Below are 15102 nucleotides of genomic sequence, written 5' to 3'. Positions count from 1 at the left end.
AATTTGCCGCTGTCAGCCCGGCTCTGTTGCCATTATGGGCTGGAGCGAAACCTCTGTATTAAACGTCGACTCCGGCTTTAATGCTGAAGTCTGAGCATAAAGCGTGAATTAACCAGCGATGCCGGTAATTTTCACTTCAGTGTACCACTGACGGTGGCCCTGACGCTTCATGCTGTGCTTACGGCGACGGAACTTGATGATTTTAACTTTATCACCACGACCGTGACTTACTACTTCAGCAGTCACTTTCGCACCGTCAACCAGAGGCGCACCAACTTTAACGTCGTCGCCATCTGCAACCAGCAGAACCTGGTCAAAATCAACTGAAGCGCCAGTTTCCAGCTCCAGTTTTTCAATTTTCAGGACATCGCCTTCTGCAACACGGTACTGCTTACCGCCGCTTTTAATAACTGCGTACATGTTTTTCTCCAAAATACTGCAGTGCCTGACTGTTGTGAGTGCTACTTACTTACCTGTTTTGAATGGAGGCGCTCTGGCAACCATCGGACAGGGAGCAAAGGAATAATGTCAGGCAGGGCGCGCATTTTATACGAACTTCCCCTCGGGGGCAACACCGCACAGCCGTGTAATACCGGCCTCCAGAGATAAAAAACACCATGCACGACAAATAGGTTCGCAACTCTTTCATTTAGCAGGAAAAAAGCTTTTCATGTAACTTTAGTGACAAAAAGGGTATGCCGCTTGACACCCCATGTCCTGCCCAATAGCATTCAGACACTATTTTAATAAGCCCGATTTAACAGCAGAAAAGCCTGAAATATGCAGCCAAAGAGCTCGATCCACGACATCGTTGCGGATGATTTTGCCGCACTGAATCAGAACATTCTTGATCAGTTACACTCCCGTGTCCCCCTGGTTGAGAAAATCGCCGAATATATTGTGGACAGTGGCGGTAAGCGCATGCGCCCCCTGCTGGTACTGCTGGTGTGCCGGTCATTCAATTGTCTGAAGGAAGAACGCATTCCTCTGGCTGCTCTGGTTGAGTTTATCCACACTGCCACGCTGCTGCATGATGATGTAGTCGATGAGTCAGACATGCGTCGAGGCCGGGATACCGCTAATAACAAATGGGGCAATGCTCCCAGTGTACTGGTTGGTGACTTTCTCTATACCCGCGCTTTCGAATTGATGGTACAGATTGGCAATATGGATATCCTGAAAATCTATGCCAATGCGACCAACGTTATCTCAGAAGGTGAAGTTCTGCAGCTGACAAACGTTCGCAATCCCAAAATCACAGAAGAACAGTACATGACTGTGATTAAAGCCAAGACAGCGATGTTATTCGAAGCTGCCACTGAATCAGCAGCGGTTCTGTCTGGTGCCAATCCTGAGCAACAAAAAGCACTGGCAGACTATGGTAACTATCTGGGGCTGGCTTTCCAGTTACAGGATGACCTGCTGGATTATCGTGGCGATGCTCAATCGATGGGCAAGAATGTAGGTGACGATCTGGCGGAAGGCAAACCGACACTGCCACTGATCAGAGCAATGGCAACAGGTACTGAGGAAGACGCTAAGCTGGTCCGAAAAGCGATTCGCAAAGGCGGCCTGGAGCTCCTTGATGAAGTTCTGGAAATCATCAATCGCACCGGTGCTCTGGATTACACGGAACAAAAGGCCTGTGAAATGGCAGACAAAGCCAAAGTGGCTCTGGAGTGTCTGCCAGACTCTGTCTATAAAGAACGTCTGGCATTGTTTGCAGACCTGGCTGTGAAACGCTCTGCGTAAACAGGTATAGTAAGTAAGGCAGAGTTCAACAACTCTGCCTTACTGCGTCTTTAGTATCATTTTCTCCCCTTTTTTTGTCTTCGAATTCAGCCCCGGAAATGCACTGTTAAGCCTTATCTGCCAGTACTATCAGACGGATAGCCAATAAAATTCAGACCGGGTTTAATAAAATTGCTTTCATATTTAACGCCAATCATTATCATTTGCATAATTTTTAACAACACTGCAAAGAGATAAATTAGCCATGATCGCACTGCTTTACGGTACTACCACAGGCAATACAGGAGATATCGCTGAGAAGGTCCAGAAAATTCTGGGAACAGACAATGTTGATCTGTTCGATGTCAAAAACGCCGATCTGGAAGTGATCAACGAATACAGTTTTATCATTTTTGCCATTCCGACCTGGGATTACGGTGAAGTGCAGGAAGACTGGGAGGAAGTCTGGGAAGATCTGGATAATTACGACTATTCCGACAAAATAATGGCATTCATTGGTCTGGGCGACCAACTGGGTTACGGCGAATGGTTCCTGGATGCGATGGGTATGTTACATAAAAAGGTCGTTGAACGTGGCGCAACCATTGTCGGTTACTGGCCTGTCGAAGGCTACGAATTTGAAGCATCACTCGCCCTGACAGATGACAAATCTCAGTTTGTCGGTCTGGCTCTGGATGAAGATACTCAGCGAGAGCAGACAGATGAACGTCTTGAAGCCTGGTGCGAACTCATTAAAGAAGAGATGGCCCTGACGGTCTGATACTCCCTTCCTGTTCAGGCAGCACTTTCGTGCTGCCATCCTCCCCAAAAACCAATAAGATCTGATTACGATGAGGAATCCCCTTCATGGATGCGCTGAAAGAAACTTCGTCTGAGACGGAGTCACTGGCAACATCTTCAACCAGGCGCCCCAGAGTCAAACGAAAATACAATCGTCAGTATATTGCTTACCTGATCCATAGTTTCGTTGGCCTTAAACTGACTCTGATTATGACTCTGGTACTGGCATCCGGTACTCTGGCTGTGCTGGCCAAAGAGATAGACTGGCTAATGATGCCAGAAATGCGGGTCACGCCTCAGGCTGAGCGCCTTGATCCGGGGCTTTTACTGGATAAATTACAAGCGGCTTATCCGGATCATGGGCTCAGTTTTTTCCAGAGTCATCAGATTCACCCTCATACTGCCTCAATGGCGATGTATAACGATGATAATGGCGGCTTCCGCTACGCCTGGATTGACCCTTATAACGGAGAGGTTAAAGGTGATACGCCATTATTAACTGTCGGTCGTTTCCTGAGTTTTTTGCACGGCACTCTGTTTCTGCCGGTGATTGGACGAAGCCTGGTTAACGCATTCGGATTACTGACCCTGATCTCCCTTATCGCGGGTTTACTGGCTTATCCAAAATTCTGGCGCTTTTTCCTGAAAAAACCCAGAACCGGTAATACCCGCGTTTTTATTGCCGATCTGCATAAACTGGCCGGACTATGGAGTATATGGTTTCTGCTGATTATCGGCATATCAGGCAGCTGGTGGTTTTATCAAACACCTTTTATTCGCTACCTGGATGCTCCGAATCCGGTAGAACCTTACCCATCCAAACCCTTACTCAGCTATGAAACGCTGGAGGCTCTGGGCCAGAACACGCCATCAACTCTGACAGGAGAAGAGATTTCAGCCGCTGTGCATGCTGTTTATCCTGAGATGAGAGTCGATATGCTGAACCCTCCTGAGCATAGCGCTGATCCTTACACTGTTACCGGAAGCTTCGGTGAATGGCTTACAGATCCCCTCAGAAGCAGCAAGGTTTATGTAAACCCTTATACCGGAGAAATCGTTCAGACCGATCTGGTGAAAGATTATACCGCGATGCAACGCTTTGATCGTGCGATGGATCCTTTGCATTACGGCAACTGGTCTGAAGGCAACTCAGCGGATTTAGCCGTTAAAATCACCTGGTTTATTTTCGGCACCCTGATGACAGGGATGGCAGTTACAGGTCTGATCATTAATATAAAACGCACCAGGCGAGCAGCACGTATTGTTTCAGCAAGAACCCCCTATTTAAAAGCGCTGAAGAAATCCTGGCATACTTTTAAACCCTGGGGCGGCCCTATGGGTGTCTTCAAATATGCCAACATCCTGATGTTGCTTGGCGTTGGTATTGGCTGCTCCATTGCACTCAGCATTGGCAGTCAGGGCGTCAAAGGTGCAGGCTTCAGTTACAGTGAAAAAACAATTGGCCCCTGGCAGGTCTCAATGAACGCCTATGCTGGACTGTTGGAAAAGAATCTTCCCCCTATCCGTGATGGCATGCGTACAAATCTGTCTGTCGACGTACCTGCTGAAGCGCTTCCCGCAATCAAATTCATGCACGTGCGTATAGGAAAACCCCGAACAATCAGGGCTCCGGGCACTCTGATTCATGGCCCTCTTGGTGCAAAGCATGCGCACTTTCAACTACCGAAAAAAATCAGAGAGAACGCCCGCTTCTGGATGACTATCCAGACATGGGGTGGACAAATCTATCAGACATCCTGGCCTGTTATGCCCGATAACAAGGAGACTTTTGATGCCCGTTAATACTGAATTCAGACCTGGTACAGGAAAAACACTGCCAGTCATGCAGTTCTTATTACTCCTGTCAGCCCTGACATCTTCAATAGCTATGGCTCACAGCATCAACCTGGTATGCAGTCAGTCTGATAAACAGGTCAGCTGTAAAGGCGGCTTTTCAGACGGCTCTGAAGCCAGCAATCTTCCCTGGGAAGTGATCAGCTATGACGACCAGTTACTCTATCAGGGCCATACCAGTAATCGTTCTGAGTTTTCATTTCAGGCTCCGGGGGAAGACTTCTATATCCTGATGGATGCTGGCCCCGGACATGTCGTCGAACTGGATATCACTGACATAGAGCAGAACTGAGCCTGACGAACCGTTACCGTTAAAGATCTGGCCGTTTCATTTATTCCAGCGAATAAAAATAAAGTTGTTATGCCGGGTACTTTCGACCTTTATATTTCAGGCAGAAAGTGCTCGGGTAACACACCACCCAGTTCTTCCCCCAGGTTATACAAAGCACTGCGCAACCCTTCTTCCATCGTCGGATGATAGAAAGGCAGCCAGACCATCTCATCAACTGTCATCCCATTGTGAATGCAAGTCGCCAATTCAAAAGCAAAGTGTTCTGCTCTGGGTACCAGCATCTCTCCTCCTGTCAGTTTACGACTAACTCTATCTGCATATAAACGCACCAGTCCCCGGTGCTCTCCCATAATCAGTGCCCGGTTCTGAAAACCAAAGTCAGCACTGCCAATCGCTGTTTCAGACAAATTCAGCTGATCATAGCGCAAACCAAAACGGGCAATCTGAGGATCTGTGAAAGTAATCGACAAAGGAACCCGACGCTGATAGCGTTTAACACCGTCCGGACCTGCAGCATTAAATCCAGCAATGCGCCCTTCATCTGCTGCATGATGCATTTTCATCTCTTTCTGCCCGGCATCCCCGGCAATAAAAATACCACTATCCCCAACCTGCAAAGTTTCCGGGTCAAAGATGGGCACACCACTGGCCGTCATCGGCAAACCTGTTACAGCAAAATTCATTGCAGACAACGCGGTTCTGCGGCCGCCAGTCACCAGAACTTTTTCAACCCGATACCGCTCTTTTCCACTGCCGACACTGAAACCTCCGGCTTCAGTATCGACACGTACACTCTGACCAGAACAGATCATATATTCAGAAGAGAAGTACTCTCTGGCCCAGTACTGAATATCCGGATCATATATCCCACCCAGCCAGTCTTCCTGTTCAAATGCAACCACCTGAACACCCAGACGAGACAGAGCCTGAGCTATTTCCAGCCCGGCACTCCCCAGACCTATCACCGCCAGACTGGCAGGAAGTTTCTCCAGATCAAAGAACTGATCCGTCGTCATCACGCCTGAAAAAGAGGCCCACTCAGCGGAAAGTTCTGGCGAGGAACCCACCGCCACAATAACTTTTTCAGCCTGTATCAGAATATCCCCAACCCGGATCTGTTCAGCAGATTCAAAACAGGCTCTGCCACGAATAAAGCGCTCTTCAAGTTTCTCAATAGCTCGCACAGGTCCCTGAGAAAAACGCTCACGGAGCTGCCGGATTCGTTTCATCACCTCTCTGGACTCAATATGCAAATTGTGAGCATGACTGATACCGAGTTCTGGCAAAAAATGACGCTTATGATATTCATGGGCTGCTGTAATAAGTGCTTTCGAAGGCATACAGCCACTTCGGGCAGACGTTGTGCCATCTGGCCCCGGATCAATCACAACAAAATCATCAGTGAAACGGCTCACCGTTTTCAGTGCGGTGAGTCCTGCTGTACCTGCCCCTATAATGGCCACCTTTACGCGCCTTATCATGATACGGCCTCCTGTAAAACCTGTATTCAGCTGTCTGAATTGCAAAGAAAAACAAGGGTATTAAATACCTGTATCAAGACTCTATGACGCTGGCATGAACCCTGATATTTTATTAATAGGAATCAGAGCAAGAGGGACTAAACTTTGATCTGAAGCAGTCGACTTTATATTTAACCCTGGCATAGAAAACAACGTATGAATGTACTGAATACCACCTCCATGACAGAACAGGAGTACCTCAACCAGGTACTGGATAATCTGCCAGTGGCCACAGTAGTACTTTCGCCTCGTGCCCACCTGAGATATGCCAATAAACTGGCGGGGCAGGTGTTAGGGATTTCTACACAGGAACATTCCCCTCAGTTTCATACCATCCTTCTCTGTCAGTTGAGGGAAGCAGAACAAACCAGCCTGACGATGGCCTGCAAGAACGGAAAGCCGGTTCAGCTGGCCTTAACTCTGGGCCAGTCACCTGAGCGTTATATCCAGCTACAGCTACAACCCGCCAGTGGTAACAGCGGAGATATGCAGGCTGTGATTCGGGATCTCTCTGACTATGTCGCCGCCAGCAAGTTACCGATTCACTTCCATCAAGCCATGCAACAGACTGAAGATATGGTAATGGTCACAGACAGCCATGGTCGTATCGAATATGTTAATCCAGCTTTTGTGAAACAAACCGGCTACCGGGAAGAAGATGTCATTGGGGAAATGCCAGGAATGCTGAGTTCAGGCGAGCATGACAATGATTTCTATCATCAGATGTGGAAGACATTGCGCTCTGGTCAGAGTTTCCGGACCGTATTCATTAATAAACGGCAGAATGGCGAACGATATCACGAAGAAAAAACCATCACTCCGATTCGGGATGATTATGGGCATATCAGCCATTTTGTAGCAACCGGACGTGATATTACAGATCTGATTAATAGCGAGCAGAAACTGGATTATCTGCGCCGCTTTGATCCTCTGACCGGGCTACCCAATCGTGAACGCCTGACGGAACAGTTTGACCTGCATATAAGACAACGCAGCAAAGAACCTATGGCAATGCTGCTGATGGACCTGGATCGCCTTAGCCGTATTAATGACAGCCTGGGACGAGGCTGTGGCGATGAGTTACTGCAAAAAGTCAGCAAACGTCTGAAGAAAAAACTCCCGGAATGTTTTATTGGTCGCCTGGGCAGCGATGCTTTTCTTGTGATGTCGGAAGGTATCCATAGTGCGGATCAGGCTGCTCATATGGCCCAGAAAATCCAGCGTATTATGGCTCAGCCTTTCCAGCTGAATCAGTCCGAGCTGTTTGTCAGCGTTAGTCTGGGTGTCACACTTTATCCCAATGACGGACGTCAGTTTGATGAGCTGATTAACAAAGCTGACAGTGCAATGCATCGTAGTAAGAACAGCGATCAGGGCTTTGGCTTTTTCACCGACGATCTGACCACTCAGATGCAGAACAGGGTCAGACTGGAAAATCAGTTACGTCAGGCGTTGTTACATCGGGAATTTCACCTGGTATTCCAGCCCAGAGTTGATCTGAAAACAGGCCGGGTCAACGGAGCAGAAGCACTGCTGCGCTGGATACGCCAGGATGGCAGCACAGTCTCTCCGACAGAGTTTATTCCAATACTGGAAGAGATGGGATTAATCACATCCGTAGGCGAGTGGGCACTGTTAAGGGCCTGTCATTATGCCAGTCAGTGGCTACAGCACGGTCATCAGTTATGTATTTCCGTTAATCTGTCTGCGCGACAACTCAGGCACCCTAAACTGTGTGAAATCATCGCCCGCTGCCTGGACCTGACCGGACTACCGGTTGAACTACTGGAGCTGGAGCTCACAGAAACCAGCATGCTGGAAGATGTTGAGCACTCTATTGATCAGCTTGCCCGGCTAAAATCAATGGGAATACGAATTGCTATTGATGATTTTGGCACAGGATATTCATCACTGGCTTATCTGAAACGTTTGCCTGTGGATACTCTGAAAATTGACCGGGCATTCATCAAAGAACTGAGCAGAGATAATACGGATATGGATATTGTTCGTGCTGTCACTCAACTGGCTCACAGCCTGAATCTGAGTGTCACAGCAGAAGGCGTAGAGACACCGGAACAGTTAGCCCTGATCAAAGAGCTGGGCTGCAATGAAGGGCAGGGTTATCTGATGGCCAAACCGATGCCTGAAATTGAACTTCTGCAGTGGAGCCGACATTTTGATATCTCTCAGTTTCTGCCAACAGATAATAATTGATCCCTTTGCCAAACCACTGATACCGGATACCGACACGCGATAACATCTCGCTTTCTCAGACAACCTGTCGTCAGATTCAGCGTTTCGAGGACTGACAGGCATCCTGCAACCGGCGAGCCATCTCTTCAGGCCAGAGCGGCTTATCCAGTAAATAGCCCTGCGCCAGCTGACAGCCCTGATCCGCCAGAAATGCCAGTTGATCAGATGTTTCAACACCCTCGGCAACCGTCAGCAGATTCAGATTATGTGCCAGACCGACAATAGACGATGTAATCGCAACATCATCCTGGTCATGAGGCAGATCAGAGATAAAAGCCCGATCAATTTTCAGCTTATCCAGAGGAAAACGTTTCAGATAAGCCAGTGATGAATACCCGGTACCGAAATCATCCAGAGAGATCCAGACACCCAATGCTTTCAGCTCTTTCAGAATCCGTACCGCCTGACTGGCATCCGCCATCAGTGTACTTTCTGTCATTTCCAGCACCAGCTTATCAGCAGGATAACCGGTTGAACGGAGTGCCTCCCGAACCTGAGCAACCAGCCCCTGACGGAATTGCAGCGCGGAAACATTGACCGCCAGATCAATATCAGGCATGCCCTGCTGAATCCATACCTGTCCCTGACGACAGGCTTCTTTCAGAACCCATTCACCCAAAGAGAGAATTAAACCGGTTTCTTCCGCCAGAGGAATAAAGAAATCAGGCCTGACCAGCCCTTGCTCCGGATGCTGCCAGCGAACCAGAGCTTCTGCTCCTCTCAGACGCCGGGTGCGAATACAGTACTGAGGCTGATAAACCAGTCTTAATTCACCTCGCTGTATACCTTGTCGAAGTGCATTTTCCATCTCCAGACGCTGGGAAACATCCTGATTCATCTGTGAGGTAAAGAACTGAAACTGATCCCGCCCCTGTTCTTTAGCGTGATAAAGTGCCGCATCGGCATTACGGTACAAAGTATCAAAGTCCAGACCATCGCCCGGAAAAAAAGCAATGCCTACACTGGGCGTTACCGTCAGGTTGTAATCCCCTAACTCAATAGGGAGCCTGATATCATGCAGCATACGCCGGGCAATACTGGCCACCTGATCCGGATGCTCCACTTCGGGGCAGAGAATGACAAACTCATCCCCGCCAACGCGACTGACGGTATCCTGCTCCCGTATACACTGTTTAAGACGATCCGCAACCACACACAGCAAACGATCTCCCATAGCATGACCCAGAGAGTCATTCACATTTTTAAAACGGTCCAGATCAACGAATAAAAGTGCCAGCTGACACTCTTTATGCCTTGAGCGCAGAATTTCCTGGGTACAGCGGTCTGACAACAGACGGCGATTCGGCAAATCAGTCAGTGAATCATACTCTGCCAGATAGCGCAGCCGGTCTTCATTCTGCTTACGCAAGCTGATATCAGCCAGAGTCGCAATATAATTTTTCACCCGCCCATCATCAGAGCGCACCAGACTTAATGACAGCCATTCAGGGAAAAGTACACCGTCCTTACGTCGATTCCAGACCTCTCCTTGCCAGGCGCCATACTCCAGCAGTTCAAGCCACATCTGCTGATAAAAAGCCACATCATGATTACCTGATGCCATAAAAGATGGATCGCGACCAACGGCTTCCTCGGGCTGATAACCCGTGATATCTGTAAAAGCCGGATTAACCGCAACAATCCGATTATCCGGATCAGTGATAATGATCCCCTCCGTGGCACTTTCAAAGACCTGTGCCGCCAGTTCAAGTTCTCTGGCATTCTCTTTCAGTAACTGAGCCTGATTATCAATATCAGACTGATAGTTCCGGAAAAGCCCTCTGAGCCAGTGAGAATAGACAATAGCAACCAGCACCGTTCCTGCTGAAGCCAGTACCAGAGTGAGTAACAGCGTCTGAAAACTGGACAACCATCGAGCCTCCAGTACCGCTCGATGCTGCTCCAGTAAGGGAGCAAGATCATCCGGGTAGATACCAGCAACCAGTATCCAGCCCCATTCAGGCACCACACTGACCATGACTCTTTTGGTAACCGGGCCACGTCCATCCGGATAAAACCAGGGGTAATCCACTACTCCCCCGCCTTTCCGGGCAGTACGCATCACATGATCCACAGCGTTCAGTCTCAGCTTCTGAACCTGCTCATTATCCGGTAAAGCACTCAATGAAGGGTTTGACAAGGTCCGGCCATTCTCATCCAGCACAGCAATATAACCGTGATCACCGAAGCGGAAGTTTCTGAAACGACGCAAAGTTTCTTCTTTCAGGTCATTTTCAATCCGGTACAGATAATCACCTGCCCCGATGATCCAGTCAAACGGCTCAAACAGACGCACATAGGCCAGCTTGTCAGACATCTGGCTGGTATTACCAGGAGGATACCAGCGATAACGGGAGAAACCGGCTTTGCCAGGATGGCTGACAGCATCTATCAGCCCTCGCATAATATAATGTCCGGTATCATCCTGATTATCGTACAAAGATTTACCTTCGATATGAGGCGCGGTAGGAAGGAGAATACAAAGCCCCTGAAAATCATCGATAAAGATATACCCACGACCTTCAAAAAAGCGCTGTTTACGTAACACCTCTACAATCAGTGCTCTGATTTCACTGTCAGGCATATGCCCTTGCTGCTGAGTATAAATAGCCTGAGCAAAACCCCAGGCCTGATCCACCTGATGTTTCGACTCATTTTTCAGTACATCTTCCGTACGCGTACGCATATAACGGATATAACTGATTGAAGCGTCCAGTTCAGATGCCAGTAATGCTTCCTGCTGAGCCAGTATTTCAGATTCCAGAGTCGCCAGCTGGCGCTCTTTCTGTTTTTTCTGTTCTATAAGAAAATAGCTACCCAGTACAATAGAAAAAAACAGAACAGTACACACCATTCCTATCATTTGGAGCCGGGGCAGCGTTCTGGCATCTATCCTGGTTTTCATCACAGTTTCGGGCATCCACCACAGAGCTGAGCATCGTCCTTAAATACGACAAATAAAGTCGCTAATATTTAAAATATTAACAAACTTCTATATTCCTGACAGTAATAAAAGCATAACACATGGTCTGCTTTTCCAGGCATGAATCTGATCAGGCTTTATACTGAAACGTCAGAACCTTAAGATACTGTATTCTTAACAGCATTCAATGAGCAGAGTTTTACCGGGTCATTTCTGAGTATCGGTTATGTGTCAGAAAAATCCACTCATTGCCAGAACAAGCAGCCCATAACGTACGCCTTTCCCGATCAGAACTAACACCAGAAACCACAGAAAAGGTACCCGAAGTAAACCGGCCAGCAGAGTCAGAGGGTCCCCTACAACAGGAAGCCAGGAAAACAGAAGAGACCACGTTCCCCAACGTTCGAAGTGACGACGACCTTTATCCAGCTGCTGTTCAGAAACCGGGAACCAGGATTTATGCCTTAAATGATAACCAGAGCGACCTAACCCCCAGTTAATAGTGGATCCCAGAGTGTTCCCCAATGTAGCAGCCAGCCAGAGCCACTCAGGTTGCCATTGAGGCTGTTGTAGCAGATACAGCATCAGAGCTTCCGACGATCCGGGTAACAGAGTGGCCGATGCGAGAGCAGAAACAAACAGAGAAAAATAACCCAAAGACAACCCTCTTAAGAAACCAGGGAATAACAGAAGTTCCGAGCTTTCTTTTTGATAGAAAAGCGCAGACAATAAGGTTCAGGGAATACAGACACTCCGGACAGAAAACGAGTGGGATCAGAGATGATATTTTTCTTTTTTCGCACTCTCGGTCAGGCTAAATTACTAAAATAGATGCCAGACTTTCTGAACAAGCCCGTTATGACAACGCATCATGAATAAAAAAGCTGTTATATGTTACACCCTGAAACAGCTTTTTGCCTGTCAGCCAGGCTAACATTGATTGCGGGATGTTACCGGTTAATTTACTGAAGCTCAGTCAGAAAAATTATAATGGATGAAAATAACTTAAACCCTGTTGATGACGGCGACCAGAATAACGAAGAAAACAAACCGGATCTGCCCGATGTTCCGGGGGTTTATCCTGGCCAGCATAAATACACCGCTGAAGATATTGCAGAAAAAGAAGCTGCCGCTGAACGCGAGCAGCTGAAAGCGCAATGGGAAGCTCAGCAGGTTGTTAATAAGCAGGAAGAACGCCGTAAAGCAGAAGAAGCTCGTCTGAAAGCGGAACGAGAAGCACTGTATAAAGATCTCGAAAACCTGGATTACGATCTTCTGTCGTTATCTGAATACCCTTCAGATTTCGAAGTTGAAAGCGCCCGGCGTGCTCGCATGGGATGGTTTTTCGGCCTGGGAGTCGCCGTTTTTCTGTTTACCAGCTCATTGCTGAATCTGGTTCACTCCTGGGTTGGAGGAATTGCAGGCGGTGTGGCCTTCGTTCTATGGCTAAGCCACGGCACAGGCATGCTGACTATTCTCCCTGGCTTGTCCAAATACCCTGAACTACTGGCAAAACGTCGTCGTATAAAAAATCAGGTTACAGAATACATTCAGAAAACAGAAAGCAAACGAGGTTATATCCATCGCGTTTATCCTCTGGTACACCATAACCCTCGCCTACGAGCCCGAAAATTCCGCCGTATTGCTCTGATGTCCAAAGAGCACACTATCATGGGCCATATGAAAACACTTCAGGATGTGGCGCTCTATCACGAATATCTCGAAGAAGCTAAAAAAGCCGCTCAGGAATATTTCCTGAAAGAAGCAGAAGATAAGCTGCTTGAAGAACATGGCCTTTCAGATGATGACGTCGAAAACCTGGAAAAAGACCTGGATGAAGGCAAAGATACGGAGGCTGACGAGGACAAAAAGAAAATGACCTCAGAATCAACCCAACAGAGTCAATCGCCAGAATCTCAGAACGAACGGCCTCTGCAGGCCGCACAGGATGGCAAACTGAATCAGACACCACCAACAGAACAAGGCTGAGGCCTGTCTTATGGACAATCAGACAGTTGTTGTACTCGGAGCCAGTGACAGGCCTGAGCGTTATTCCAATCAGGCTATCCACCTGTTGCGACAATACAGTCACACGGTATTGCCGGTGAATCCGGGGCTCAGCGAAATAGAGGCCCCCACAGGTTATCCAGATCTGAATTGTTATCCAGATCTGGAAAGCATTAATGGCAAAGTGGATACTCTGACACTCTATCTTAATCCTTCTGCACTGGAAGCCCAGCTGGACTCTATTCTCAGACTGAATCCGGGCAGAGTGATCTTTAATCCAGGAACAGAATCCGGAAAAGCTCAGACAACTTTGACTCAGGCCGGTATACCCTGGTGTGAAGACTGTACACTGATTATGCTTAGAAATAATCGGTTCTGACTTTATGAATACACCTAATATTTCACCTGAACGTCTGGCAATTTATACCCCTTTTTCCAGACTTGCTGATGAACAGCGGATTCTTCTGAGCCATCAGTTGATGATGCATACCGCATTCCCGGGTGAGATTCTTAGCCGAATTGGCGATAACAGTCAGGATGAGTGTTTTCTGTTAACAGGCAGTGTAAGTATTAAAGGCCCGGATACCGAGGAGATCATAGTCTCTGCCGGCGACAGCAGGAGCCGTTATAGCCTGCTTAGCCTTAAACCCAGCCATGTGTCAGTTACAGCCAGAACAGATACTGAATATTTCACAATCAATGCAGATCTGCTTCAGTCTTTGCAATCAGAGAATATTACCGGCGACTTCAACAACCCGGAACTTCTGGCGGGCAGCGATAGCCATCCCGTGGTGCTGGAGTTCTATAAAAGCCTGATGAACAACCGTCTGGAACTGCCATCGTTACCGGAAGTATCCAGACAAATCAGTCAGGTGATTGTTGATGAACAGCTGGACCTGGATACCATTGCGGCCCTGATATCCGTTGATGCTGCCCTGACTGCCCGCCTGATGCGCCTGGCAAATAGTCCTGTATACCGGGGCAGAAGCACCGTCAATCATCTGGCAGATGCGATAAACAGGCTGGGAATGAATACGACACGGCATCTGGTGCTGGCCCTGAGCCTGAAGCAACAGAACACATCCAGTCATCCCTGGGTCAAACAGCAACTGCTAAGAAGCTGGAAACAAAGCATTCAGCTGGGGGCGGTCTGTTTTGTACTGGCCCGCCAGTGCACTGGCATTCCCCCGGAAGAAGCTATGCTGGCAGGCCTTCTGCATAATATCGGTGAACTGCCATTACTGAACTTTGCTGCTGGCTACCAGCAACTGCGCAAAGACCCGGGGTATCTGGAGCAGGTTCTGACAGAAGCTCGGGGACAAGCCGGAGCGATGATACTGCACAGATGGAATCTCCCGATTCCCCTGGTAACAGCCGTTCAGCACACCGACATCTGGTTCTATGAACCTAATGATACCAGACCAACACTGGCCGATATTCTGATTCTTGCCAGGCTGCACTGCCTCTCTGCATCAGAGCAGCACCCCACACTACCATCTATTGATCAGGTGCCGGCTTTCCATAAGATATCCCCTGGCGCACTGAGCAAGCAGATGACGCTTCAGATACTGGATGATGCTCGTGAGCAGATTACTGAAGTCAGAAATCTGCTGAACCGTTAAATCGAAAAATAGTGCCTGACCTCGTATAATAACCAGAGTAGAAGATAGCATCTTTTTCTGTCTCATCTGTCAGGCAATACGTTAAACTAAGTACCCTCT

12 protein-coding genes are annotated in these 15102 nt (G+C 48.2%); 8 read left to right on the top strand and 4 right to left on the bottom strand.

What is annotated here, in order from left to right; all coding sequences use genetic code 11:
• Nucleotides 1-108 precede the first annotated feature (108 nt).
• Nucleotides 109-420 (bottom strand): 50S ribosomal protein L21, encoded by a 312-nt coding sequence (rplU, locus tag H4O21_RS15205; RefSeq protein WP_182809731.1) that lies wholly within the window; start codon nucleotides 418-420, stop codon nucleotides 109-111.
• Between the two features lie 360 nt (nucleotides 421-780).
• On the opposite strand from rplU, the gene ispB reads away from it, so the two are divergent.
• The 4 genes from ispB (at nucleotide 781) to H4O21_RS15185 (ending at nucleotide 4678) form a co-directional block, all read left to right on the top strand.
• Nucleotides 781-1752 carry an octaprenyl diphosphate synthase gene (ispB, locus tag H4O21_RS15200; protein ID WP_182809730.1) on the top strand — a complete coding sequence of 324 codons (972 nt, stop codon included), beginning with the start codon at nucleotides 781-783 and terminating at the stop codon, nucleotides 1750-1752.
• Between the two features lie 244 nt (nucleotides 1753-1996).
• Nucleotides 1997-2512 carry a flavodoxin FldB gene (gene fldB, locus H4O21_RS15195; protein WP_182809729.1) on the top strand — a complete coding sequence of 172 codons (516 nt, stop codon included), beginning with the start codon at nucleotides 1997-1999 and terminating at the stop codon, nucleotides 2510-2512.
• An 86-nt stretch (nucleotides 2513-2598) separates the two neighbouring features.
• Nucleotides 2599-4335, top strand: a complete 1737-nt coding sequence (locus H4O21_RS15190; protein ID WP_182809728.1) for a PepSY-associated TM helix domain-containing protein — start codon at nucleotides 2599-2601, stop codon at nucleotides 4333-4335.
• The gene (locus tag H4O21_RS15185; RefSeq protein WP_220495682.1) at nucleotides 4325-4678 is read left to right on the top strand and encodes a hypothetical protein; all 354 of its coding nucleotides are present in this window, start codon (nucleotides 4325-4327) and stop codon (nucleotides 4676-4678) included. The genes H4O21_RS15190 and H4O21_RS15185 overlap by 11 nt, the downstream gene beginning before the upstream one ends.
• 89 nt (nucleotides 4679-4767) lie before the next feature.
• Here the strand turns inward: H4O21_RS15185 and H4O21_RS15180 are convergent, their stop codons facing one another.
• Nucleotides 4768-6159 carry a dihydrolipoyl dehydrogenase gene (locus H4O21_RS15180; RefSeq protein WP_182809727.1) on the bottom strand — a complete coding sequence of 464 codons (1392 nt, stop codon included), beginning with the start codon at nucleotides 6157-6159 and terminating at the stop codon, nucleotides 4768-4770.
• A gap of 195 nt (nucleotides 6160-6354) precedes the next feature.
• Between H4O21_RS15180 and H4O21_RS15175 the strand changes: the two genes are divergently transcribed.
• On the top strand, nucleotides 6355-8412 hold the full coding sequence (locus tag H4O21_RS15175; RefSeq protein WP_182809726.1) for a sensor domain-containing protein: 2058 nt from the start codon (nucleotides 6355-6357) through the stop codon (nucleotides 8410-8412).
• Between the two features lie 76 nt (nucleotides 8413-8488).
• On the opposite strand, the gene H4O21_RS15170 is transcribed toward H4O21_RS15175, so the two are convergent.
• Both H4O21_RS15170 and H4O21_RS15165 read right to left on the bottom strand, forming a co-directional pair.
• Complete coding sequence (locus tag H4O21_RS15170) at nucleotides 8489-11356, bottom strand: bifunctional diguanylate cyclase/phosphodiesterase (protein WP_182809725.1); 2868 nt, start codon at nucleotides 11354-11356, stop codon at nucleotides 8489-8491.
• A 249-nt stretch (nucleotides 11357-11605) separates the two neighbouring features.
• Entirely contained in the window at nucleotides 11606-12031 is a 426-nt protein-coding gene (locus H4O21_RS15165) for a YqaA family protein (RefSeq protein WP_182809724.1), read from the bottom strand.
• A gap of 333 nt (nucleotides 12032-12364) precedes the next feature.
• Between H4O21_RS15165 and H4O21_RS15160 the strand changes: the two genes are divergently transcribed.
• From H4O21_RS15160 to H4O21_RS15150, 3 genes are read left to right on the top strand one after another with little or no spacing between them, the layout of a single operon-like run.
• Nucleotides 12365-13363: a hypothetical protein gene (locus tag H4O21_RS15160; protein WP_182809723.1), complete on the top strand. Its 999-nt coding sequence runs from the start codon at nucleotides 12365-12367 to the stop codon at nucleotides 13361-13363.
• Nucleotides 13364-13373: 10 nt separating this feature from the next.
• Entirely contained in the window at nucleotides 13374-13760 is a 387-nt protein-coding gene (locus tag H4O21_RS15155) for a CoA-binding protein (protein ID WP_182809722.1), read from the top strand.
• 4 nt (nucleotides 13761-13764) lie between these two features.
• Nucleotides 13765-15003, top strand: a complete 1239-nt coding sequence (locus H4O21_RS15150) for an HDOD domain-containing protein (protein WP_182809721.1) — start codon at nucleotides 13765-13767, stop codon at nucleotides 15001-15003.
• Nucleotides 15004-15102 lie beyond the last annotated feature (99 nt).

Source organism: Oceanospirillum sediminis (genome assembly GCF_014164585.1).
GTDB classification, from domain to species: domain Bacteria; phylum Pseudomonadota; class Gammaproteobacteria; order Pseudomonadales; family Halomonadaceae; genus Oceanospirillum; species Oceanospirillum sediminis.
This window is presented reverse-complemented; position numbering and strand designations above follow the sequence as displayed.

Coding starts and splice junctions, on each gene's coding strand:
- ispB (WP_182809730.1), top strand. CDS start 781: ATGCAGCCAAAGAGCTCGATCCACGACATCGTTGCGGATGATTTTGCC.
- H4O21_RS15190 (WP_182809728.1), top strand. CDS start 2,599: ATGGATGCGCTGAAAGAAACTTCGTCTGAGACGGAGTCACTGGCAACA.
- H4O21_RS15160 (WP_182809723.1), top strand. CDS start 12,365: ATGGATGAAAATAACTTAAACCCTGTTGATGACGGCGACCAGAATAAC.
- H4O21_RS15180 (WP_182809727.1), bottom strand. CDS start 6,159: ATGATAAGGCGCGTAAAGGTGGCCATTATAGGGGCAGGTACAGCAGGA.
- H4O21_RS15170 (WP_182809725.1), bottom strand. CDS start 11,356: ATGAAAACCAGGATAGATGCCAGAACGCTGCCCCGGCTCCAAATGATA.
- fldB (WP_182809729.1), top strand. CDS start 1,997: ATGATCGCACTGCTTTACGGTACTACCACAGGCAATACAGGAGATATC.
- H4O21_RS15175 (WP_182809726.1), top strand. CDS start 6,355: ATGAATGTACTGAATACCACCTCCATGACAGAACAGGAGTACCTCAAC.
- rplU (WP_182809731.1), bottom strand. CDS start 420: ATGTACGCAGTTATTAAAAGCGGCGGTAAGCAGTACCGTGTTGCAGAA.
- H4O21_RS15155 (WP_182809722.1), top strand. CDS start 13,374: ATGGACAATCAGACAGTTGTTGTACTCGGAGCCAGTGACAGGCCTGAG.
- H4O21_RS15185 (WP_220495682.1), top strand. CDS start 4,325: ATGCCCGTTAATACTGAATTCAGACCTGGTACAGGAAAAACACTGCCA.
- H4O21_RS15150 (WP_182809721.1), top strand. CDS start 13,765: ATGAATACACCTAATATTTCACCTGAACGTCTGGCAATTTATACCCCT.